Consider the following 21,659-nt stretch of genomic DNA (forward strand, 5'->3'; position numbering starts at 1 on the left):
TTATCCTACAACTGCTCTTTATGACCACAAAAAAATAGGATACTCTACAAAAAAGAGTACCCTTTTTTCCATCCTGCCGTTCCCTTTTCTTGCATTCCTTACGCCATTGCCTTAACTAGCGCTTCAGCGTGATTTTCTTCAAACCAATGAATCTTTTCTCTCATTTGAACAACCTCTCCTACTAGAATGATAGAAGGGTGAGAGATTTGGTGCTTACTCACAATCTCTTCAATTGTTTCCAACGTTCCTGTTACGGTTCTTTGAACTGAGGTCGTCCCCCAATGAATGACTGCTACCGGTGTTGTTGCCTTTTTCCCATGAGATATTAGGTTCTTACAAATATTTGAAAGATTGTTTACACCCATATAAAAAGCAATCGTATCAATCCCTTTAGCAAGAGCCTCCCAATTTAAAAATTCACTTCCCTTTTCCACACACCCATGTCCCGTTACCATCGCAAAAGAGGTGGCATAATCTCGGTGTGTGACAGGAATACCCGCATAAGCTGAAGCGGCGATTCCTGCTGTTACTCCAGGGACCACTTCAAAAGAGATTCCATGTCTTGCTAAAAACTCCGCTTCCTCTCCCCCTCGACCAAATACAAACGGATCTCCGCCCTTCAACCTTGTTACAATCTTTCCTTTCATCGCCTGATCCACAAGCAGGTGATTGATTTCATCTTGAATCAAATGGTGTTTCCCCGGTCTTTTCCCGCTATAAATCAGTTCACAGTCTTCTTTCGCATGTTTCAGTAATTCTTTATTCACTAACCGATCATAAGAAATAACATCCGCTTTTTGAATGCACTCCAGCCCATACAATGTTAGTAATTTCGGGTCACCAGGACCTGCTCCAACGAGATATACCTTCCCTTTTTTCATTGAGATCCCTCCATCGTTGTTTCCATTCCTAAACGTATCTTCTTATCGTAATACTCTCGCATCTTCTCTTCTATAAATGAAAGATTGATATGTTCTTTTACATGTTCCGCTAGCTGGTTATACGCTTCCTCACGTTGAGAGCGAAACGCTACTCGGTCATGTTTTTCTTCTAGCCCCTTAACTTTCCGTATCTGATTAATAAGGGCTGCACGATACGAATCATTATCAAAGATTCCATGAAAGTACGTTCCGATTATTTGTTGATTTTCACTTATGACTCCATCGGTGGTGGTACCTTGAGTTATTAATGGTGTACATGGCTTTAGAAACGTCGTGACTCCCATATGAATTTCATAACCTTCCACATAATGAGTTTGGCCATTTGTCTGAATGGTCCCTTTTGATAGGGTCGTCGTTTTCTCAGATGTAATGATTGTATAGATTGGTAATAGGTTTAAACCGGCTTCGATTGATACCTTGGATTCAATACCCTCTGGATCCTCGACGGTTGCTCCAAGCATTTGGTAGCCTCCACATATTCCATACACAAAAGTTTTCCCATTTTTCGTGAGCCTCTGAATTTCATCATACAATCCGGATTGCTTAAGAAATATCAAATCCTCGATGGTATTTTTACTGCCAGGCAAGATAAGCAGATCAGGATCTTGAAGCTGTTCCTTGCTGCTGACAAGGCGTACATGGCAGTCTTCTTCTGATAAGAACGGGTCAATATCTGTAAAATTTGATATTTTAGGAAATTGAATGACTGCGATATCTATTTCTTTCTCTGAATCTCTTTCTGTGCTGTATAGCTTTAAGGCAACGGAGTCCTCTGCATCCACCTTCACGTTCGTATAAGGAACGACACCTAGAACTGGCACCCCTGTATACTCCGTAAACCAATCAAGACCTGGTTCGAGTAAGCTTACATCTCCCCTGAACTTATTGATAATCACCCCTATCACTCGGTCTCGATCACTCGCTTCAATTAACTGAAGCGTTCCGACTAAGCTTGCAAACACACCACCACGTTCAATGTCACCTACTAGGATGACAGGTGATTCCGTCATGTTCGCGACCCTCATATTTACTAATTCACGATCATTTAGATTAATTTCGGCTGGACTTCCTGCCCCCTCAATCACAATGCGCTCAAACTGTTGATCGAGTCGCTCGTACGCTTCTTTAATTAAGGTTAGTCCTTGTTGGAAGAAATCTTGACGATAAGCTCCTGCTTGCATATTTTTATATGGCTTCCCATGAACAACGATCTGTGCCTCATAGTCCCTCGATGGTTTAATTAAAATCGGATTCATATCTGTAGTTGCTATTGTTCGTGCGGCTTCAGCTTGAACGCCTTGAGCTCTTCCAATCTCCTTACCATCCAACGTGATATAAGAGTTTAATGCCATATTTTGAGATTTAAATGGGGCTGTTTTATAGCCCATATCTGAAAAAATTCGGCAAAGCGCTGTTGATATCACGCTTTTTCCTGCATCTGAATGTGTTCCTTGAATCATAATGGACTGTGCTCTACGCATGATGTTCCCCCTACACCGTGAAATAAAAAGTTTCTATAAATGAAGAACAGCTCCTAAGAACTTATATCGCCTACGAACTTGCCATTCTAATAACCTTCAAATGTGGTTCCTGTTAAGAATTTCGCTTGTAACGCTTAACCCATTCTTCCATTTTCCTTTAATTGAGTACAGCAAGTTGTAAGAATATCTTCCATATTCCATTTACTCGTCGATAAAAACGGCACCAGGATTTCCTTATTAAAATCCTAGTGCCTATAAATTTTTCACAAATACTTCATATATGATTAATAAACGGATACTAGTGAGAGATGTTCTACACTCGCCTCAACCAGGAGTTTTCTTTCCCCTTTATCCAGCCGTATCAAGGTTAAACTTGTTCCCTCACTGATAGGAGCAGACCAAAAATTATTTAGTGAATGCTTTTTCACGATAGATAAGAATGCCATAATGGTTACTCCATGAGTGACCATTAGCACTCTCCCGCCACCGTGCATTCTCTCTATTTCTTGTAGAAAGTCTTCCACTCTTGTCATCACATCTGTAAAGGTTTCTCCTCCATCGTTGTAATATCGCTCTGGAGCATTCCAATAATGATCATACTCTGATGGAAACTCATGATAAATTTCGTCATCCGTTTTTCCCTGCCATTTTCCTAGGTGAATTTCCATTAACCTCGGGTCTGTTTTCATATTTGTTTCATTTGGCCGGATAAGCTTCGCGGTGGTATAAGCCCTTCCACTTGGAGAAGAGATCACTTCATCAAATGGGGTAGTAGCTAAGTAGTCTCTTAATCGTTTAGCATCCTCCACTCCTTTTTTTGTAAGGGCGGAATCCAATCTACCTTGCATTCGCTTTTGTACATTCCATGTGGTTTGTCCATGCCTAACAATATATAAATCAATCATCATGGTCACTCCCTTTACGATTTAAAAAGTTAATTCATGATAGTAATAACCAGAGAGTTCCTTCACCTCATGCTCTTTATCAACTGGAAAAGCAATCAGGAAGCAGGTAGATGGACCAGATGTTTTTTCTAAATTAACCACAGAGTTTACCTCACTTTTTAAAAACGTTCGGTTTGAAAAAAGACGATTCAATTCATAAAGGATCCCTTTGGACCCCACAGGCAATAAGACAGTGCCATCTAGTTGTGAGAGCTCCTTCACTAATCGTAACGGAGCTACTTCTGCTTCCTGCTCAATCACTTCATTTCCAACAAGAGGAAGACCAATAACCGCCACTTTCGTATTTTCAAGAAAGGGAATGGCACTCAAAGGAGCATGGCTCGTTCTATTTCCTAATACCGTTAATCCGACGGCAGATTGAACAAGCAAGAAGTTACTTTCGGTGCTTCCACTGATCGGAACGTTTGGTACATCTAGCTCAAGCAGACCTTTCGTAATTCCCTTTACGAGTTCTTCCCAAGATCCATCTCCGCAGAAGTTTTGAAGAATCACTGCTTCAGGAATAGCCCCCGCCGAGTAGCATTCCATAGCTGCCACACGAAAAGTATAATAACCAACGATATCGTAAGGAACCTGTACCGCATCGAGCTTCTTTAACCCGATCGCCCCGCTATTATCAGAAGCTACCACAAGGGTTTCTTTTCCCATTTTAAGTAATTGAACATCTCTCATTTTTGAAATTTCCCCGCTACTGCTGGTTTCATGATGCTAGCTAATCGTGGAGCAACGATCACAGCTAAAACGGTATTAAAGATAGATGCAATGAGTAAAGAGGGAACCAGACTAATATAAAATGCTTTTGAGATTAAAAAGATAAATGGGAGGGGAGCTGCAAAGGTATTACCTAGCACGAATAAAATAGACGCCGTCCACTTGCTGCCTTTTTGATAAAAATAAGCAAATATCCATGTAAGTATTGCCATTTCGATAGCGATTAAGAAATGCATAGGTCCAAGAGGCATTCCTCCGATTAATGCTGATACCATATGGCCTATTCCACCGACGATCGCCCCTGGGATTCCTCCTAAAAGCGCGGCAGCAACGATTGCTGGAAACGAATCAAGCGCGACACTTCCGATGATTGCTGGAATTTTCAACATGCCACCTACAACTGTTAAAGCGATAAACACAGCCATCCAAGTTACTTTTTCCACCTTCATTTTTTCTTCCTCCTTTTGATTTGCAATTACTTCATGCGTTGCCCAATTCCGTACCAAATATGATCCACTCGATCACATAGTTGGACCGTATCCTGAAATGTCCATCCTGCATCATCACGCCATTTCCGATCTGCTTTTTCAACAGGTACAATTCCTCTAGTAATATCTGACCCAATGATGACGAGTTTTCTCTTGCAACCATCCTTTTCCCATTGATCCCAATTCAATAGTGTCTCTTTCCATATTTGTCTTACTTTATCTGATTCGTGTTGCAGCGATAAATCCCTGATCCAATACTCGATTCCTTCAACCACCACTAAGGAGTCAGTAGAATCTTCACTAATCCAGTCATAATATGAGCATTCATAAGCTTTTATCCAACTTACTCGTGGATACTGACCCAAACAAAAATGGCTACGTACCCACTCGGCTTTTCCGTTACATGCTCCTCCCATCACGAAATACAACGTCATCATCCTCCTTTTTCATGCAAATTGGAATTCCTGCTTCCACGAGATACGCTTCCTTTGCCCTTGCAACGACCTGTTGATTTAACCTTCCAAGGATCTTTGCATACACAAGAACAAGGTCACTAGAGTGAATCGGTTCATTCAAGATTTCATTACTAACGACGATGAGGGTGTGACAACTTTTCTGTACCGAAAGGATCCCCTCTATGATTGATATCCTGATTTCCTTATGAAAAGACGGGTCCATCAGCCTCTCCTCGGTTTGAAACAAACGGTTGTTTAATAGATTCGTTAAGCAGTCAAAGAGCACAATATCATTCGGTTGAAAAACAGTGGAGAGGTTATGTAAAAAATAGGGTTCCTCCCAAGTTACCCACTGGTGCTCGCCTTCATTTCTTTGCTGTTGATGCCTTTTAATTCGGTCCTTCATTTCCTCATCAAAAGCAACTCCTGAAGCAATATAGTGGAGATTTCCTTGAGTTTTCTTTGTTAGCTCCATGGCTGTTTTCTCAGCAAAACTGCTTTTTCCACTTCTAACCCCACCACTAATAAATATCAGCTGTCCAGCCTCCGCCATGCACTCATCACCTCTAATAACCTTTCATGCTCGTTTGCTCCCTTAATCGCCAATCGTAGCCACTTTCCGTCAAGTCCTGGGAAATTCATCGTATGCCGTGGAATCATCCCCTTTTCCATCAAAAAACGGAAAAACGGAAATGGATCGGAGACTTTCGTATCTTTTAGCAAATAAAAATTTACGTTTGAAGGAGAATAAGAGAATTCCTGATCACGATAAAAAGCCTGTAGCCTCTCCCGCTCCTTTTTTATCAATTGAATGGTTTGTTCTATATAGTCACTTTCTGACAAACACCATTCCCCCACCTTCATAGCTATCGCATTCACACTCCAATGCGGTTTGCTTTCCCTAATTTTTGCTAGCAGGGCTTCATTGGCCATTAAGTATCCTAAGCGGATTCCTGGAATGCTGAACATTTTGGTCATGGAACGAAGAATGATCATGTTCTCGCAATGTTGGAGACAGGAAACGATAGATTCGTACTCTTCAATAAAGTCGTAAAAGGCTTCGTCGACGATAAGCAAGGTTCCGTATCGGGCACATTCACGGGCAAGAATCTCAATCGTATGTTTCGGAAAAAACATTCCCGTTGGATTGTTTGGATTGCACAGAAATACAGCGTCTACTTCTCGTAAGCTCACTAGTAATTCATCTAAGCGTAATTCCCAGCTGTCTACATCCATCAAGTGGTAGCGTACCTCACATTGATTCACTCGGCACGCTTCTTCGTATTCGGAAAAGGCTGGTTGTACGATGAGCACTTTTTTACCAGTGAGCAGTCGTCCGACCAAAGAAATAAGCTCCGCCCCGCCGTTCCCCACTAAGATTTGCTCTTTTCTTACTCCTTCTTGCTTTGAAAGCAAACCTGTTAGCCTTCCTGCCGTTGGATCCGGATAATCAGATACAAGAGGAAACAGCTCATTCCACCTGCCCTTTACTGTAGCCGGTGGACCGAGCGGATTAATATTGGCGCTAAAATCAATCACTGTTTCAGGCATGTCGAGATGTAGTGCTTTATATAAAAATTGTGGATTAGCTCCGTGCATAGGCCACTTCAACGATCATCCCTCCAATCCATAATAAAAGTAAAAATGTGAGTACCGTTCGAGTTAAAATACCGTTGGCTTGCAAAATATGCTCCGCAGTGACAGGAAAATAAGATTCTCCCATTTTGGCTCGATCGGAGCGAATACCCTTGTAATAGTTGATTCCTCCGAGCTGAATCCCAAGTAAGGCAGCCACAGCAGCTTCTCCCCATCCACTGTTTGGGCTTGGATGTTTCTTCGCATCACGAAGGACAATTTTCGCTGACTCCTTTACCGAGGATCGGACCGGCTTATTGCTTAAGAGCATACAAACGGAGGTTAGGCGACTCGGTATCAAATTTAACCAATCATCAAGCTTCGCCGACGCCCAGCCAAACTCCATGTATTTATCATTTTTATATCCAACCATCGAATCGCAAGTATTGACTGCACGGTACAGCATCGCTAGAGGGGCACCACCGAGAAATGCCCAAAATAAGGGAGCAGTTACTCCGTCACTTGTGTTTTCTGCGACCGTTTCAATCGTCGCGCGAACCACCCCCTGTTCATCAAGTTGATCCGTATCACGGCCAACGATAAACGATAGCTTATGGCGAGCTTCAACGAGATCCCCCTTTTTTAACGGACCGTACACCGTCAACGCTGCCTCCTTTAAGCTTTTTTGAGCAATCGTCGTCCAGATGATCACCGCTTCAACCACAATGCCGACCATGAGATGAACTTGATAAGCTAGCATCGTAATCAGGAGCGTAATTCCCACAACGAGCAGGAGAAGCGTAACTACCATAGCCACTCCCTTCCATTTTTTCCGCGTCCCTTTATTCCACTTTTTCTCGAACTTGTAAATCAGCGTTCCGATCCATTTCACCGGATGTGGCCAATCGATCGGATCACCGAGAAGTAAATCAATAAAATAAGCAATCGTCATGGCCAATAAATGTTGAAGAAACATGGTTCCCCCCCCCTAACAAAATAAAAAACATCTCCACATTGAAATGGAGATGTTGGAATAAGCTTCTTCCTTATGTAAGAAACCGACCACACCACCTATCCTCGTAGGTACACGGTGTCAAGATATAGTCAGGTTTCCTGGCTGATGGTCATTGCTTTCTGCACCTTCCCATGCAATTCCTTATTGCACAGTGGTTTTTACAGTATGCTCCCATTTACAGTGGCGGGACCGCGTTGGACTTTCACCAACTTCCCTAGACTTCTAAAAAGAAGTACACCTATTCTTGCTCATATTTACTTTTCATATCTTAATACTAATCTTGTAACAAAGGAATGACAAGGCAATCGCTGACATATTTTTTTCATTGTGACAAATCGGAACCGCCATTCACTGCCACCATAAAAATATTAAAAGCGACAAAATAGGACAAATGAAGACAACTTTTAAAATCTACCAAATGAATCTTTTGTCATCTTTCTTTACAATTCTCCTTCTATTTGTTAAAATTTTTTAATAATTTAAAACATTAACACCATTGGTTTTTAATAGATTGGGAGGGAATTATTTTGGCAGAATTAAGAAGTAATATGATAAAAAAGGGATTTGATCGTGCACCACACCGAAGCCTTTTGCGTGCGGCTGGGGTAAAAGAAGAGGATTTTGGTAAGCCATTTATCGCAGTAGTTAACTCCTACATTGATATCGTGCCAGGACATGTGCACTTACAAGAGTTCGGGAAAATTGTCAAAGACGCTATCCGTGAAGCAGGTGGAGTTCCATTTGAAATGAACACAATCGGTGTCGATGATGGAATTGCAATGGGTCATATCGGCATGCGCTACTCGCTACCAAGCCGTGAAATCATTGCTGACTCGGTTGAAACGGTTGTCGCTGCTCACTGGTTTGATGGAATGGTTTGTATCCCGAACTGTGACAAGATTACTCCTGGTATGTTAATGGCATCACTTCGTTTAAATATCCCTACTGTTTTTGTAAGCGGTGGACCAATGAAGGCTGGAGTAACTAGCGATGGCAAAAAGATCTCACTTTCTTCTGTATTCGAAGGCGTTGGTGCATACCAAGCTGGAAAACTTGATGACAAGGGACTATTAGAATTAGAACAGTTTGGCTGTCCGACATGTGGATCTTGTTCAGGTATGTTCACAGCAAACTCGATGAACTGTTTAGCAGAAGCGCTTGGATTGGCTCTTCCTGGTAATGGAACGATTTTAGCTGTAGCGCCTGAGCGTAGAGATTTCGTTAGGAAATCAGCAACACAGTTAATGGAACTGATTGAAAAGGATATTAAGCCTCGTGATATCGTTACAGAAAAAGCAATCGATAACGCGTTTGCCCTTGATATGGCATTAGGTGGATCTTCCAATACTGTACTTCATACTTTAGCATTAGCTCATGAAGCAGAAATCGATTATCCAATCGGAAGAATCAATGAAGTAGCGGCTCGTGTTCCTCACTTGTCAAAGCTTGCTCCAGCTTCTGACGTGTTTATTGAAGACTTGCATGAAGCAGGCGGAGTTTCTGCGGTTCTAAACGAATTATCCAAGAAAGAAGGCGCCCTTCACCTGGATACATTAACCGTTACAGGGAAAACACTTGGTGAAAATATCGCTGGCTGTGATGTTAAGAATTATGATGTGATTCATTCCATTGATAATCCATTTAGTGAAAAGGGTGGACTTGCTGTATTATTCGGAAACCTTGCTCCAGATGGTGCCATCATTAAAACAGGTGGAATCACGGGTGGAAACCGCCATGAAGGACCTGCTGTTGTGTTTGATTCACAAGACGAAGCTCTTCACGGCATTGCAAACGGAAAAGTGAAAGAAGGCGACGTTGTAGTAATCCGTTATGAAGGACCAAAAGGTGGACCTGGTATGCCTGAAATGCTAGCCCCAACTTCTCAAATCATGGGAATGGGACTTGGTGCAAAGGTTGCTCTTGTAACAGATGGCCGCTTCTCTGGTGCTTCACGTGGATTGTCTATCGGACACGCATCACCAGAAGCTGCAGAAGGTGGACCATTAGCGTTTATCCAAAATGGAGATCAGATTATCATCGATGTTGACGCTCGTTCCATGGATGTTGTTCTTTCTGACGAAGAATGGGCAGAGCGTAAAGCAAACTGGAAAGGCTTTGAACCTAAGGTGAAAAAGGGTTATCTAGCTCGTTATTCGAAGCTTGTAACATCTGCTAGCACCGGTGGAGTTATGAAAATCTAATATTAATTTGGCACCCATTCACTTTTTTTGTGATGGGTGTTTTATTTTTTAAAATTTTTTTCCACTTACAGCCTCAGTTATGTAAGCGCTCCCTCTACTTCCTTCTACCAAAAACAGCTGTTGACACTTCTCCCCTATTAGATTTATGATTCATGTAACAAATTAATAAGACCTTTTACTTATCAAGAGTGACCGAGGGATTAGGCCCTATGACGTCCGGCAACCTCCATTTCATGGAACGGTGCCACTTCCTACAGAATGATTCCATTCTGAAAGATAAGTCGTATATATAACGATGCCTCTTTCTGATTGGAAAGAGGCATTTTTGTATTTTCATAGCTTAAGGGGTGACATAAATGATCGAAGTAACAGACTTGGTGAAAGTCTACCAAACAAAAAAAGGTGAAGTAACGGGTGTGGACCATGTGTCATTAACGGTGAACAAAGGGGAAATCTTTGGAATCGTTGGTTATAGCGGTGCTGGGAAAAGTTCATTACTACGTTGCTTGAATTTATTAGAGGCTCCGACCTCAGGGGAAATTAAAATCGATGGGGTATCCCTTACCACACTTGGGAAAAAGGAGCTTCGGACTGCTCGTCAAAAAATTGGGATGATCTTTCAACACTTCTATCTCGTAAGCTCAAAGACGGTTTTTGAAAACGTAGCTTTTGCCTTAAAGGCTGCACATAAATCAAAAGCAGAAATTGATAATCGAGTCACCGATCTACTTGAAATGGTCGGCTTGTCAGATAAGCGTGATGTGTATCCCTCTCAGCTAAGCGGTGGACAAAAGCAACGTGTAGGAATTGCGAGAGCTTTAGCAAATAACCCTTCCGTTCTGCTTTGTGATGAAGCCACCTCTGCCCTGGACCCAAGCACGACGAAATCGATTTTATCTTTGTTAAAAAAGATTAACCAGGAGCTAGGATTAACGATTGTACTGATCACACATGAGATGGAAGTTGTAAAAGAGATTTGTGATCGAATGGCAGTTATGCAGGACGGGCGAATTGTTGAGGAAGGTCATGTCTATGATTTGTTCTCAAATCCAACGAATGAACTGACGAAAGAATTCATTAATACCATTCTTCAATTTGATTTACCAGATCACTTGCTAACTTCAAGCAAAGGAAAAATTGTAAAGATTCATTTCCGCGGGGCAATTGCAGAGGAATCAGTAATTTCAGACGCGCTTCAGAAGTTCCAAGTAAAGGGCAATATTTTACACGGCAAGATCGAGTACATAAAAGAAACTCCACTTGGAATCTTCATTATGGAACTCACAGGTGATATTGCCGAAGTAGAAAAAGCAATACAATACATCACATCTCGCACAGAAAGCTTGGAGGTGATCCGAGATGCCGCTTGATAGCTTGATAGAATTACTACCTGATTTGAACAAAGCCTTTTTTGAAACGATTTATATGGTCGGTATATCAATTGCAGTAGCTATGATTATCGGATTGCCAGTAGGAGTACTGTTGTTTGTTACCGACCGCGGATTGTTTTTAGAGAATTCCCTATTTAATCAAATTGTTGGATTTTTAGTGAACATGATCCGTTCGATTCCGTTTATCATCCTGCTCATTGCACTTTTGCCTTTAGCAGATTTGATTGCTGGTTCAACAATTGGACCAACAGCAGCATCCGTCTCACTCTCGGTCGCTGCCATTCCTTTCTTTGCTAGATTGGTAGAACAGTCACTGCGAGAGATCGACAAAGGAGTGATTGAAGCAGCGGTTGCTGTCGGGGCTTCTCCGTGGATGATCATCAAAGAAGTTCTTCTTCCAGAGGCAAAGCCAGGGATCATCCAAGGTGTGACCATTACGATTATTAGCTTAGTTGCTTACTCCGCCATGGCGGGAATCGTCGGTGGAGGCGGTGTCGGAGACCTTGCCATCCGCTTTGGGTACTACCGCTACGACAATACCGTCATGATTACCACCGTTATCATCTTAATTTGCTTAGTCCAGCTCATCCAATTTTTCGGTGACCGACTTGCAAAGGCAGTAAATAAAAAATAAATCACATTTAACCACTGTCCATCCCAGAAGGACAAAAACGCACCAACTGTCCACGAAGGGTGACAGACACCATAAAAATTATTGGGGGAGTATTTACGATGAGAAAGTTATTTTTGAGTTTTGTAGTTTTAATTGCAATCGCCGTGCTTGCAGCTTGCGGTGGAAGTTCTGAGGAGGCATCTTCTTCTGAGGAAAAGGCGACTGAGAAAAAAGAAGTGAAAATTGGAGCAACGTCTGGTCCATACAGTGACATGGTTTCAAACGCAATTAAGCCTTTATTAGAGGAAAAAGGCTATGAAGTAGAAGTAGTTGAATTCAGTGACTATGTTCAACCAAATCTCGCTCTTTCCAAGGGAGACATTGACGCAAACCTATTCCAGCACAAAATCTACATGGAAAACTTCGCAAAAGAAAATAAGATTGAACTATCTGACGTTATTTCCGTACCAACTGCACCAATGGGGATCTACTCTAAGACGTTTACTTCTGTAGATGAAATTTCGGATGGAGCTGATATTGCTATCCCAAATGACCCAACAAATGCAGCACGTGCTTTCTTAATTTTAGAAGATCTTGGGTTAATCTCATTAAACGCAGATGCTGACCCATTAACGGTTTCAGAAAAAGACGTAGAAAAGAACGTAAAAAATCTAGTATTCCAACCAATTGAAGCAGCTCAGCTTCCACGTGCGGTTGACAGCGTGGACCTTGCTGCAGTACCAGGAAACTTCGCTTTAGCAGCAAAAATGGACTTATTAGACGCATTACAGCTTGAAAATATGCCAGATCAATACCGTAACCGTGTGGCGGTAGATACAAAGAATATTGACAGCCAATTTGCAAAAGATCTGAAAGAAGTTGTTGAATCAGAAGAATTTGAAACCATCATCGACGAGGACTTCCAAGGCTTTGGTAAACCAGAATGGATGGTAAATCGCTAATTGATAAACATAAAAAACAACGCCCTTACCCGGCGTTGTTTTTACTAGAAAGGAATGAATACATTGAAAAAACTTGAAGTGCGTGGAGCTCCCTCTTATTATGCATGTCATGAGGGTTCGTTTGATGACCTTGAAAATCTACTTCTCTTGAATTCAATTAATCATTGCTTAGTAATTCACGGAGAACAATCTTGGAAAGCAGCATCATCCTATTTTCCAAATATGCAAGATGTAAAGCTAACCTTTGTTCCCTATCATGGAGAATGCTCACTACGAGAGGTACAGCGAATCTCAACGATAGCCAATGACACAAACATCGACGCCATCATAGGTATAGGCGGAGGAAAAGTACTTGATCTGGCAAAGGCAGTGGCAAATGAAACAAACAAAGAAGCCATTCTTATCCCAACTCTTGCCTCCACCTGCGCTGCTTGGACTCCGTTAAGTGTGTTTTATACAGAAGAAGGCGAATTCACGCATTACACCATTTTTCCGAAAAGTACATTAATCGTCTTAATAGAACCGCGTATCATTCTTCATTCACCAATTAAGTATGTTCGAGCAGGGATTGCAGACACATTGGCCAAATGGTACGAAGCTGATGTGTTAGTACGCGACTTACAAGATCTTCCGTTGCCTGTAAAAATCGCCCATCAAAGTGCGAGGCTTTGCCAGATTGTTTTACTTGAACATAGTCAAACTGCACTGAACGCGATGGAAGCAAAAACTTCTTCACCTGCTTTTCTTCAAGTTATTGAAACGATCATTGTGGCTGGTGGCATGGTTGGCGGTTTCGGAGACCGGTACGGGAGAATTGCTGCTGCCCACTCGGTTCATAATGGATTAACGGTAGCTCATGAAACCCATCATCTATTGCACGGTGAAAAAGTAGCGTACGGTATACTTGTTCAGCTAGTGCTCGAGGAAAATTTAGAAGAGGTTGCCTCCCTTCTTCCTTTTTACAGAGCTTTAGAGCTTCCAATACAATTAAGAGATCTAGAGCTGAACCGCGATAATCTCGAAAAACTCAAAGCAATTGCCGAGAGAACGGTAGCTTCTAGTGAGTCCATTCATTACTTGGAGAAAGACTTTACTTCAGACGATATATTAACCGCAATTCTATCACTGGAAACATTTGTTGATCCCCTTGTCTAACAGAACAAGGGGTTTTTTATTCAAATGGAGTTTTTTTTATTCAATGTTCACAAAATGTTACCAACTATTATTATCAAATTTTAGTACCTAGTAATATATATCACATCCTTCTCCCATACTACATGCTAGAATCTAATGGAGATTAAAAGAAATGGGTGATGATCATGAATTTTCCTCAGTTAAAAATTGGACATATGCTTCCGAAAGCTCCCATCATACAAGGTGGCATGGGTGTAGGCATTTCCCTTAGCAAGCTTGCCTCTGCTGTTGCAAATGCAGGTGGAATTGGCATAATTTCGGGCACAGGGATTTCCGTTGAAGAAATGAGAAACCATATTCGTCAAGCTAAAGCGCTTGTGAAAAAGGATGCAGGATATATTGGTGTTAATGTGTTATTTGCAATGAATGACTTTGCTGAGAAAATGAAGGCGGCACTTGAAGAAAAGGTCGATTTTATTATTTCAGGTGCAGGGATTTCACGGGATATGTATGCATGGGGCAAGAAAGCGGGTATTCCCGTTCTTTCTATAGTGTCTTCTGCGAAGCTAGCGAAAATGTCAGAGCGCCTTGGTGCTGCCGCAGTTGTGGTTGAAGGACATGAAGCGGGTGGCCACCTCGGGACCGAACGTCCATTATTTGAGATTCTTCCTGAAGTGGTGGAGGCTGTATCGATCCCGGTTATTGCAGCGGGAGGAATCATGACAGGAGCAGACATTGCTAAAGCGATCAGCATGGGAGCTTCAGGAGTACAAATGGGAACTCGGTTTGTTGCGAGCGAGGAATGTGATGCCCCACTTTCCTTTAAGCAGAAATACGTCGAAGCGACGAAGGAAGATACACTGCTCGTTAAAACAACAGTTGGTCTTCACGGTCGTGCGATTGCAAATCACTTTACAGACTTAATCACTACTTCTGAAAAGCTAAAAATTACGAAATGCATGGATTGCTTGAAAAATTGCTCGTATAGATTTTGTACCCTTGACTCCCTTTTAAAATCAATGGCTGGCGATGTCGAAAATGGTCTTGTGTTTGCAGGAGCCAGAGTTCATGAAATTAAAGAGATACTTCCTGTGAAAAAAATCTTTGAAAATCTAACAAACGAGTATCGTGTAGCCATCAGTAAATAAAAAACTCAGAGGGTTAGCTCAAGTGGCTAACCCTCTCAGTTTTTTTGTTCTACTTATCTGTCTTGAGGGGATGGGTTTTGGTGGCTGGCTTTTGTTAATAGCTTTGATAGGTAGGGTTGGTTACCACTGGGACCATTTTCTTTGGTTAGAGGGAAACAAACAGTCACTTTGGTTACCGTTGGCTTGTGATTTCTGCGTTCACGGGAATCTAACTGCCTCTTTGGTTACCGCTGGCTTGTGATTTCTGCGTTTATGGGAATCTAACTGCCTCTTTGGTTACCGCTGGCTTGTGATTTCTGCGTTTATGGGAATCTAACTGCCTCTTTGGTTACCGCTGGCTTGTGATTTCTACGTTCATGGGAATCTAACTGCCTCTTTGGTTACCGCTGGCTTGCGATTTCTGCGTTTACGGGAATCTAACTGCCTCTTTGGTTACCGTTAGCTTGTGATTTCTGCGTTCACGGGAATCTAACTGCCTCTTTGGTTACAGCTGGCTTGTGATTTCTACGTTCATGGGAATCTAACTGCCTCTTTGGTTACCGCTAGCTTGTGATTTCTGCGTTCACGGGAATCACAAGCTAGACTCCACTATTTATATTTTTTATAACAGATGCTCTTCCTTTTTCATGCTTCAGAGGTCATAACATTCACTTTATAACTTCTCCCCTTCCTTTTCCTTAGCCTCACACGTCATAAAAGTTACTTTATGACCTGAGGACCCTCTACTTCCTTCCACAAAGTGCCGTAAGTGCCAAACCAAATAAAAATGCCCCGACGGTTGTCGGAGCACACACTCTTTATTTTTAAAGCTTCATTCGCTGTAACCGTAATGCATTTAACACAACTGAAACGGAGCTGAAGGCCATGGCTGCTCCAGCAAGCCATGGAGCTAAGAAGCCAAGTGCGGCAATTGGAATGCCTAATGTGTTGTAGGCGAATGCCCAAAATAGATTTTGCTTGATATTTGTGATCGTCTTTTTGCTCATAAAGATGGCATCTGCAATGCTGTTTAAGTCACCTCTGATGAGCGTAATGTCCGCAGCCTCCATCGCCACATCGGTACCTGTTCCAATCGCCATACCAATATCAGCAATTGCCAAAGCTGGAGCATCATTGATTCCATCGCCAACCATCGCCACTTTCTTTCCAGCTTCCTGCAACTTTTTCACTTCCTCAGCCTTTCCTTCTGGAAGCACTTCAGCAATGACGCGATCCACTCCTGCTTCTTTTGCGATTGCTTGAGCCGTTTGCTCATTGTCACCAGTAATCATGATGACTTCAAGTCCCATATCCTTCAAGCGTGCAATGGCTGAACGTGACGTTTCTTTAATTGTATCAGCAACGGCAACGATACCAGCAAAAGCACCATCAACCGCTACTAGCATCGCGGTTTTCCCTTCTTTCTCAAAAGAGACCATCTTTTCGAGAACGGATTCTGATACATCAATTTCGTATTTCTTCATCAAACGGCGTGTACCGACTAACACATTTTTTTCAGCCACCATGGCCTTAATTCCGAAACCAGGTATTGCTTCAAATTGTGACACATCGACGAGCGCACTTCCTTTTTCCTTAATTCCTTCCACAATCGCTTGCGCAAGAGGATGCTCAGATTGCTTCTCAGCCGAACCGACCAAAGATAAGAATTCGTCTTCATTCATGGTAGTTACTACATCCGTTAATACCGGCTTTCCATTGGTAATCGTACCTGTTTTATCAAGAATGACCGTTTGAATACGGTGCGTCATTTCTAAGTGCTCTCCGCCTTTAAAAAGAATACCGTATTCTGCTGCACGACCGGATCCTGCCATGATTGAAGTTGGTGTAGCGAGCCCAAGTGCACAAGGACAAGCAATCACTAACACGGCAATTAACTTTTCTAATGCTTCTGGGAAGTCCCCTGGTGCGACCCAGAAAAACCAAACAAGGAAGGTTAGAACGGCAATACCGACTACGATAGGGACAAAAATGCCTGAAATCGAATCCGCCAAGCGTTGAATCGGCGCTTTTGATCCTTGCGCTTCTTCTACCACCTTAATAATTTGCGCAAGAGCTGTGTCCTTCCCGACTTTCGTTGCTTGCACCTTTAAGAATCCATTTTTATTCAGAGTGGCTCCAATAACCAGATCACCAACTGTTTTATCAACTGGAACACTTTCACCTGTCAGCATGCTCTCATCAAGGGCAGACTGTCCTTCTAAAATAACGCCATCCACTGGAATCTTTTCCCCAGGCTTAACCAGCAACACATCGCCAGCTACTACCTGCTCTAACGGAATTTCTACTTCCGCTCCATCACGAACAACAAGAGCTGTTTTTGCTTGAAGCCCCATGAGCTTTTTAATTGCTTCCGAGGATCGCCCTTTTGCTTTCACTTCAAACAATTTTCCTAATATGATTAATGTGATTAATACCGCACTTGTTTCAAAATACAATCCGACTCCGTGTCCGTTGTGGCCAATCGTTCCAATGGCAAGATACATACTGTAGAAATATGCAGCAGATGTTCCTAGTGCCACGAGCACATCCATGTTCGCACTTTTGTTACGAAGTGCTTTATAGGCACCCACATAAAACTGCTTACCGATGAAAAATTGGACAGGTGTCGCTAATGCCATTTGTACCCATGGATTCATAAACGCTTCGGGAACATATAAAAAGGAGGTAAATGAAAAATGCCCGGCCATTGCCCACAAAAGTGGAAGAGATAAGATTAAAGAGAAGAGAAACTTTCTTTGCTGCTTTTGGATTTCCTGTAAACGATGGTCGACTGATTCCTTTTCATTTTCGTCGGATTTTACAGTTGCCCCGTATCCAAGCTTTTCTATTTTTTGAATCAAATCCGTAACAGACACAGCCGCTGGATTGTATTCAACAGCTGCTTTTTCTAGAGCGAGGTTCACGTTGGCACCGACGACACCGTCAAGTTTGTTTAACCCTTTTTCAATACGTGTGGAACATGCTGCACATGTCATGCCAGTCACATTTAGCTCGGCTTTTTCAGTAATCACGTCATATCCAAGCGCACGAATTTTCTCTTGAATGTTAGCTGGTCCTGTCACAGAGGCATCAAACTTTACCGTCGCTTTTTCGAGAGCTAAATTTACATTGGCATCCGTAACTCCGTCCATTTTTTTCAGACCTTTTTCAATGCGAGTAGAACATGCAGCACAAGTCATACCGGAAATTTGAAATTGGTTTTCTAGTACTTTTTCACTCATATGAAAAACTCCTTATACCTATATAGGGTATGTTTTTTTTGAAAAGAGAACGTGCTATTTCTAGCACGCTGTCTTTTTGTCTAGCTCCGCTTTTCTATTTACTTTACATCATAACCTTGATCATCAATTGTTTCTTTGATTGTATCCAATGATACTTTGTCAGCATCAAACTCTACAGCAACAGATTTATTTTCTAGATTAACCTTTACAGCTGATACTCCAGCTAATTCCCCAACACTACCTTCTACTGCTTTTACGCAGTGTCCACATGACATACCTTCTACTTGTAATGTAACTTTTTCCATCATTAACAACTCCTTATTTTTTCATTAATTTTTGAATGGTAACCAATACTTCATCTAAAACTTCCATGTCGCCTTCTTGTAGTCGATCTACGACACAGCCCTTTAGATGACCCTCAAGCAATATTTTCGCAACACTATTTAAAGCCGATTGAGTGGCGGAGATTTGTGTAATAACATCATCACAATAGGTGTCTTTTTCAATTAATCCCTTGATCCCTCGAATTTGACCTTCAATGCGATTTAGTCGTGTGACAAGATTGCCTTTCACTTTATCTGAATGGTGACTTTTTCGATCACTGCTATGGCAGATTTCCTCTTCATATAGCAAAGAATCATCTTGATTCATATGACTCCCTCCTTTTATGAGTTAATAATAGCATACCCCTGTATAGTATGTAAATTAAAAATAAAAGAAATATATGGATAATTTTTGAACAGGATTCTATAAGAAAAGGCTCCCCATAAGGAAGCCCTATGATTCATCTTTTACCCGCAGCAATCGAAGGCTGTTCAGCGTCACAATTAGCGTGGCTCCCATATCCGCAAAGATGGCAATCCATAATGTTAGCCAACCTGGAACCACGAGTAATAACGCCAATAGCTTGATACCAAGTGAAAAGGTGATATTCTGTTTAATGATAGTTAATGCCTTTCTACTTAACTTCACCGTGAATGGAAGCTTTCTCAAATCATCAGCCATAAGCGCAATATCCGCTGTTTCTAGGGCCGTATCAGTTCCTGCTCCTCCCATCGCAATGCCAACGGAGGAAGCTGCTAAGGCTGGTGCATCATTTACACCATCACCAACCATAGCCACCCGCTGATAAGTAGCACGCAATTCTTTAATAAAAGAGAGCTTTTCTTGAGGAAGAAGATTCGCTTTTACCTCGTTTACTCCTGCCTTTTGTCCAATTGCCTTTGCCGTACCTTCATTGTCTCCTGTAAGCATAATAGTCTTTTGCAGTCCGAGTGAGTGAAGCTGTTGTACCACGTATTTTGTTTCTTCTCGAATCTCATCGGCCACTGCCACTAATGCTAGGAACTGTTGGGATGAACTAACAGCCATCACTGTTTTTCCTTGTTCCTCGAGCACAGTAATTTTTTCACGAAAAACTGTTGCCAAGCCACCCTCCAACTGTTCATGAATAAAACTTGGACTTCCCACATAATACTTCGTTCCAGCAATTTTCCCAACGATCCCTTTTCCCGTGACAGATGTAAAATCCTCCAGTTCTAAATGGTCGTAATTCAATTCCCATTGATCAGCCTTTTTTAAAATAGCCGTGGCAAGTGGATGCTGAGAGACCTTTTCTAGTGCTGCTATAATGGCAAAAGTCTCGTTGGCAGGAATATTCGGAGCGGTTTCATAGTCGGTGACGACCGGGATGCCCTTAGTTAATGTACCGGTTTTATCAAACGCAATCGCCTTTATGGCTCCCATTTCCTCTAAATGAATACCACCTTTAATTAAAACGCCTCTTTTTGCTGCATTTCCAATGGCTGTTACGATAGCAACAGGTGTGGAAATAACTAAAGCACATGGACAACCAACCACTAACACAGCCAACCCTTGATATACCCACTCATTCCACTCAGCGCCGAACAATAACGGCGGAACAACTGTAACTCCAAGAGCGAATAACATAATAATGGGTGTGTAATACTTTGCAAAGCGGTCAACAAATGCCTGTGATGGAGCTCTTTCCGCTTGCGCTTCTTCAACCAAATGGATGATTTTCGCAATCGTCGTATCTTCCACATGTTTTGTTACCTTTACCTCAAGGAAACCTTCTTCATTTAGGGTCCCGGCGTAAACTTCATCGTTTACTCCCTTTGCAACAGGTACAGACTCCCCAGTAATGGCTGCCTGATTGATGGATGACAGGCCTTTTACGATGATCCCATCCATCGCTAATTTTTGGCCTGGCTTTACAAGTAGAACATCATTTATTTGGATGTCTTCTACATTAACAATCATTTCTTTCGTGCCACGCCGTATCATAGCTTCTTTTGGAGCAATATCCATCAGTGAGCGAATCGATTGGCGAGCTTTATCCATCGAGTACGATTCAAGCACTTCACTAATTGCAAACAAGATCACAACTGTTGCCCCTTCGCCCCATTCACCGATAATGGCAGCTCCAATAACAGCTATGGTCATGAGTGTTTTCATATCAAACTCGAGGCGGAAGAGATTTTTGAATCCTGTCCGGAAAAGGCGATAACCTCCTAAGATCATGGAGGACGCATAAGCTACCATCGAAATAGGTGATTCTTCTCCACTAATCTCACCAGAAATCCATCCTATAAGCAAAAGCATAAAGGAAGCCAAAACCATTGCATATTTTTTTAAAAAAGGCTCCTTCACTTCTTGAATACGAGCCTTTTCAGGTTGAACCTTAATACCGTCAAATGCACCGGCTTTTTCTATATCTTCTACTGTTGCCTCACCAAATACAGTCAGTTTGGCAGCACCAAAGTTTATATTCGCATCAAAAACACCATCCAGGTGCTTTACGTTCGTTTCGAACTTTTTGGCACAGCTGGCTCAGGAAAGCCCTTGAACGCGGTACACTTGCTTACTATTCGTCAATCCAGTTGAATTATCCACGTAATGCCACCTCCTTTTGATGAGTAAAGGCAATGTTAACGAGTTGTTTGACATGCTCATCGTCTAAGGAATAGTAAACCAGCTTTCCTTCTTTTCGGTAGGTGGCAAGACCCAGGTTTCGAAGGAGACGGAGATGATGCGAAGCAGTAGCTACGGTGCAACCAACAATATTAGCCACATCGCATACGCAAAGCTCCTCTTCTACACTTAGCGAATAAGCAATTTTTACACGCGTGTCATCCGCTAATGCTTTAAAAAGCTTCGAGACCTCCATCGTGTTTTGCATACTAAGCTCATTTTTTACTTTTGTAACCTTCTCCTCATCAAAACAGGTGACCTCACATACATCCTCTTTCGCCATTACACTTCCCCATTTCATTCAAACATTCTTTTGAATATAATAACATATGAAATGGAATGGAAGTTGTGACAAGAATAAAAA

Annotated in this window: 20 protein-coding genes and 2 riboswitches; of the genes, 6 read left to right on the forward strand and 14 right to left on the reverse strand. The window is 42.0% G+C overall.

The genetic code is table 11. The features are described 5' to 3' along the window. Positions 1–98: 98 nt before the first annotated feature. From cobA to cbiB, 9 genes are all read right to left on the reverse strand, one after another. Positions 99–881, reverse strand: coding sequence for a uroporphyrinogen-III C-methyltransferase (gene cobA / locus MKX65_RS20385; RefSeq protein ID WP_160546297.1), 783 nt, complete (start codon positions 879–881; stop codon positions 99–101). After that, on the reverse strand, positions 878–2,422 hold the full coding sequence (locus tag MKX65_RS20390) for a cobyric acid synthase (RefSeq protein ID WP_160546298.1): 1,545 nt from the start codon (positions 2,420–2,422) through the stop codon (positions 878–880). Before MKX65_RS20390 ends, cobA begins: the two co-directional genes overlap by 4 nt. Before the next feature lie 284 nt (positions 2,423–2,706). Further along, positions 2,707–3,327: a histidine phosphatase family protein gene (locus MKX65_RS20395; protein WP_160546299.1), complete on the reverse strand. Its 621-nt coding sequence runs from the start codon at positions 3,325–3,327 to the stop codon at positions 2,707–2,709. A gap of 21 nt (positions 3,328–3,348) precedes the next feature. Further along, the gene (locus MKX65_RS20400) at positions 3,349–4,059 is read right to left on the reverse strand and encodes an ATP-binding protein (RefSeq protein WP_160546300.1); all 711 of its coding nucleotides are present in this window, start codon (positions 4,057–4,059) and stop codon (positions 3,349–3,351) included. After that, positions 4,056–4,547: an ECF transporter S component gene (locus MKX65_RS20405; protein WP_160546301.1), complete on the reverse strand. Its 492-nt coding sequence runs from the start codon at positions 4,545–4,547 to the stop codon at positions 4,056–4,058. The genes MKX65_RS20400 and MKX65_RS20405 overlap by 4 nt, the downstream gene beginning before the upstream one ends. Positions 4,548–4,573: 26 nt before the next feature. Continuing rightward, positions 4,574–5,005 carry a bifunctional adenosylcobinamide kinase/adenosylcobinamide-phosphate guanylyltransferase gene (locus MKX65_RS20410; protein WP_340906344.1) on the reverse strand — a complete coding sequence of 144 codons (432 nt, stop codon included), beginning with the start codon at positions 5,003–5,005 and terminating at the stop codon, positions 4,574–4,576. Then, positions 4,986–5,594, reverse strand: a complete 609-nt coding sequence (locus tag MKX65_RS20415) for a bifunctional adenosylcobinamide kinase/adenosylcobinamide-phosphate guanylyltransferase (RefSeq protein ID WP_160546303.1) — start codon at positions 5,592–5,594, stop codon at positions 4,986–4,988. Before MKX65_RS20415 ends, MKX65_RS20410 begins: the two co-directional genes overlap by 20 nt. Next, positions 5,573–6,652 carry a threonine-phosphate decarboxylase CobD gene (gene cobD, locus MKX65_RS20420; protein ID WP_160546304.1) on the reverse strand — a complete coding sequence of 360 codons (1,080 nt, stop codon included), beginning with the start codon at positions 6,650–6,652 and terminating at the stop codon, positions 5,573–5,575. Before cobD ends, MKX65_RS20415 begins: the two co-directional genes overlap by 22 nt. Continuing rightward, positions 6,627–7,592 (reverse strand): adenosylcobinamide-phosphate synthase CbiB, encoded by a 966-nt coding sequence (gene cbiB / locus MKX65_RS20425; protein WP_160546305.1) that lies wholly within the window; start codon positions 7,590–7,592, stop codon positions 6,627–6,629. Before cbiB ends, cobD begins: the two co-directional genes overlap by 26 nt. Before the next feature lie 110 nt (positions 7,593–7,702). Further along, positions 7,703–7,888, reverse strand: a riboswitch (cobalamin riboswitch). Positions 7,889–8,158: 270 nt separating this feature from the next. Here cbiB and ilvD point away from each other — a divergent pair. The 6 genes from ilvD to MKX65_RS20455 all read left to right on the forward strand — a co-directional run bounded on the left by ilvD (position 8,159) and on the right by MKX65_RS20455 (position 15,080). Beyond that, positions 8,159–9,832: a dihydroxy-acid dehydratase gene (gene ilvD, locus MKX65_RS20430; protein ID WP_160546306.1), complete on the forward strand. Its 1,674-nt coding sequence runs from the start codon at positions 8,159–8,161 to the stop codon at positions 9,830–9,832. A 176-nt stretch (positions 9,833–10,008) separates the two neighbouring features. Further along, positions 10,009–10,115, forward strand: a riboswitch (SAM riboswitch). Positions 10,116–10,188: 73 nt separating this feature from the next. Further along, positions 10,189–11,202, forward strand: coding sequence for an ATP-binding cassette domain-containing protein (locus tag MKX65_RS20435; protein WP_160546307.1), 1,014 nt, complete (start codon positions 10,189–10,191; stop codon positions 11,200–11,202). After that, on the forward strand, positions 11,192–11,857 hold the full coding sequence (locus MKX65_RS20440; protein WP_160546308.1) for a methionine ABC transporter permease MetI: 666 nt from the start codon (positions 11,192–11,194) through the stop codon (positions 11,855–11,857). Before MKX65_RS20435 ends, MKX65_RS20440 begins: the two co-directional genes overlap by 11 nt. 98 nt (positions 11,858–11,955) lie before the next feature. After that, complete coding sequence (locus MKX65_RS20445; RefSeq protein WP_160546309.1) at positions 11,956–12,798, forward strand: MetQ/NlpA family ABC transporter substrate-binding protein; 843 nt, start codon at positions 11,956–11,958, stop codon at positions 12,796–12,798. A gap of 54 nt (positions 12,799–12,852) precedes the next feature. Beyond that, positions 12,853–13,953: an iron-containing alcohol dehydrogenase family protein gene (locus MKX65_RS20450; RefSeq protein WP_340905321.1), complete on the forward strand. Its 1,101-nt coding sequence runs from the start codon at positions 12,853–12,855 to the stop codon at positions 13,951–13,953. 164 nt (positions 13,954–14,117) lie between these two features. Further along, positions 14,118–15,080, forward strand: coding sequence for a nitronate monooxygenase (locus tag MKX65_RS20455; protein WP_160546311.1), 963 nt, complete (start codon positions 14,118–14,120; stop codon positions 15,078–15,080). An 803-nt stretch (positions 15,081–15,883) separates the two neighbouring features. On the opposite strand, the gene MKX65_RS20460 is transcribed toward MKX65_RS20455, so the two are convergent. From MKX65_RS20460 to MKX65_RS20480, 5 genes are all read right to left on the reverse strand, one after another. After that, a complete protein-coding gene (locus tag MKX65_RS20460; RefSeq protein WP_340905324.1) occupies positions 15,884–18,301 on the reverse strand; it encodes a heavy metal translocating P-type ATPase in 2,418 nt (805 codons plus the stop codon). A gap of 98 nt (positions 18,302–18,399) precedes the next feature. Beyond that, positions 18,400–18,606, reverse strand: coding sequence for a copper chaperone CopZ (copZ, locus tag MKX65_RS20465; protein ID WP_160546330.1), 207 nt, complete (start codon positions 18,604–18,606; stop codon positions 18,400–18,402). Between the two features lie 13 nt (positions 18,607–18,619). Then, complete coding sequence (locus MKX65_RS20470) at positions 18,620–18,952, reverse strand: metal-sensing transcriptional repressor (RefSeq protein ID WP_160546313.1); 333 nt, start codon at positions 18,950–18,952, stop codon at positions 18,620–18,622. 126 nt (positions 18,953–19,078) lie between these two features. Continuing rightward, a complete protein-coding gene (locus MKX65_RS20475) occupies positions 19,079–21,217 on the reverse strand; it encodes a heavy metal translocating P-type ATPase (RefSeq protein WP_340905325.1) in 2,139 nt (712 codons plus the stop codon). Further along, positions 21,210–21,578, reverse strand: a complete 369-nt coding sequence (locus MKX65_RS20480) for an ArsR/SmtB family transcription factor (RefSeq protein ID WP_340905327.1) — start codon at positions 21,576–21,578, stop codon at positions 21,210–21,212. Before MKX65_RS20480 ends, MKX65_RS20475 begins: the two co-directional genes overlap by 8 nt. Positions 21,579–21,659: the final 81 nt, after the last annotated feature.

It is taken from the genome of Robertmurraya sp. FSL R5-0851 (genome assembly GCF_038002965.1).
In the GTDB taxonomy this organism is placed as follows: Bacteria; Bacillota; Bacilli; order Bacillales; family Cytobacillaceae; genus Robertmurraya_A; species Robertmurraya_A beringensis.

Bases quoted from the DNA above. Each gene is read 5' to 3' on its own strand.
- MKX65_RS20455 (WP_160546311.1), top strand. From the start codon at position 14,118: ATGAATTTTCCTCAGTTAAAAATTGGACATATGCTTCCGAAAGCTCCC.
- MKX65_RS20470 (WP_160546313.1), bottom strand. From the start codon at position 18,952: ATGAATCAAGATGATTCTTTGCTATATGAAGAGGAAATCTGCCATAGC.
- MKX65_RS20445 (WP_160546309.1), top strand. From the start codon at position 11,956: ATGAGAAAGTTATTTTTGAGTTTTGTAGTTTTAATTGCAATCGCCGTG.
- cobA (WP_160546297.1), bottom strand. From the start codon at position 881: ATGAAAAAAGGGAAGGTATATCTCGTTGGAGCAGGTCCTGGTGACCCG.
- MKX65_RS20390 (WP_160546298.1), bottom strand. From the start codon at position 2,422: ATGCGTAGAGCACAGTCCATTATGATTCAAGGAACACATTCAGATGCA.
- MKX65_RS20395 (WP_160546299.1), bottom strand. From the start codon at position 3,327: ATGATTGATTTATATATTGTTAGGCATGGACAAACCACATGGAATGTA.
- MKX65_RS20450 (WP_340905321.1), top strand. From the start codon at position 12,853: ATGAATACATTGAAAAAACTTGAAGTGCGTGGAGCTCCCTCTTATTAT.
- copZ (WP_160546330.1), bottom strand. From the start codon at position 18,606: ATGGAAAAAGTTACATTACAAGTAGAAGGTATGTCATGTGGACACTGC.
- MKX65_RS20415 (WP_160546303.1), bottom strand. From the start codon at position 5,594: ATGGCGGAGGCTGGACAGCTGATATTTATTAGTGGTGGGGTTAGAAGT.
- MKX65_RS20405 (WP_160546301.1), bottom strand. From the start codon at position 4,547: ATGAAGGTGGAAAAAGTAACTTGGATGGCTGTGTTTATCGCTTTAACA.
- MKX65_RS20435 (WP_160546307.1), top strand. From the start codon at position 10,189: ATGATCGAAGTAACAGACTTGGTGAAAGTCTACCAAACAAAAAAAGGT.
- MKX65_RS20480 (WP_340905327.1), bottom strand. From the start codon at position 21,578: ATGGCGAAAGAGGATGTATGTGAGGTCACCTGTTTTGATGAGGAGAAG.
- MKX65_RS20460 (WP_340905324.1), bottom strand. From the start codon at position 18,301: ATGAGTGAAAAAGTACTAGAAAACCAATTTCAAATTTCCGGTATGACT.
- MKX65_RS20400 (WP_160546300.1), bottom strand. From the start codon at position 4,059: ATGAGAGATGTTCAATTACTTAAAATGGGAAAAGAAACCCTTGTGGTA.
- cbiB (WP_160546305.1), bottom strand. From the start codon at position 7,592: ATGTTTCTTCAACATTTATTGGCCATGACGATTGCTTATTTTATTGAT.
- MKX65_RS20440 (WP_160546308.1), top strand. From the start codon at position 11,192: ATGCCGCTTGATAGCTTGATAGAATTACTACCTGATTTGAACAAAGCC.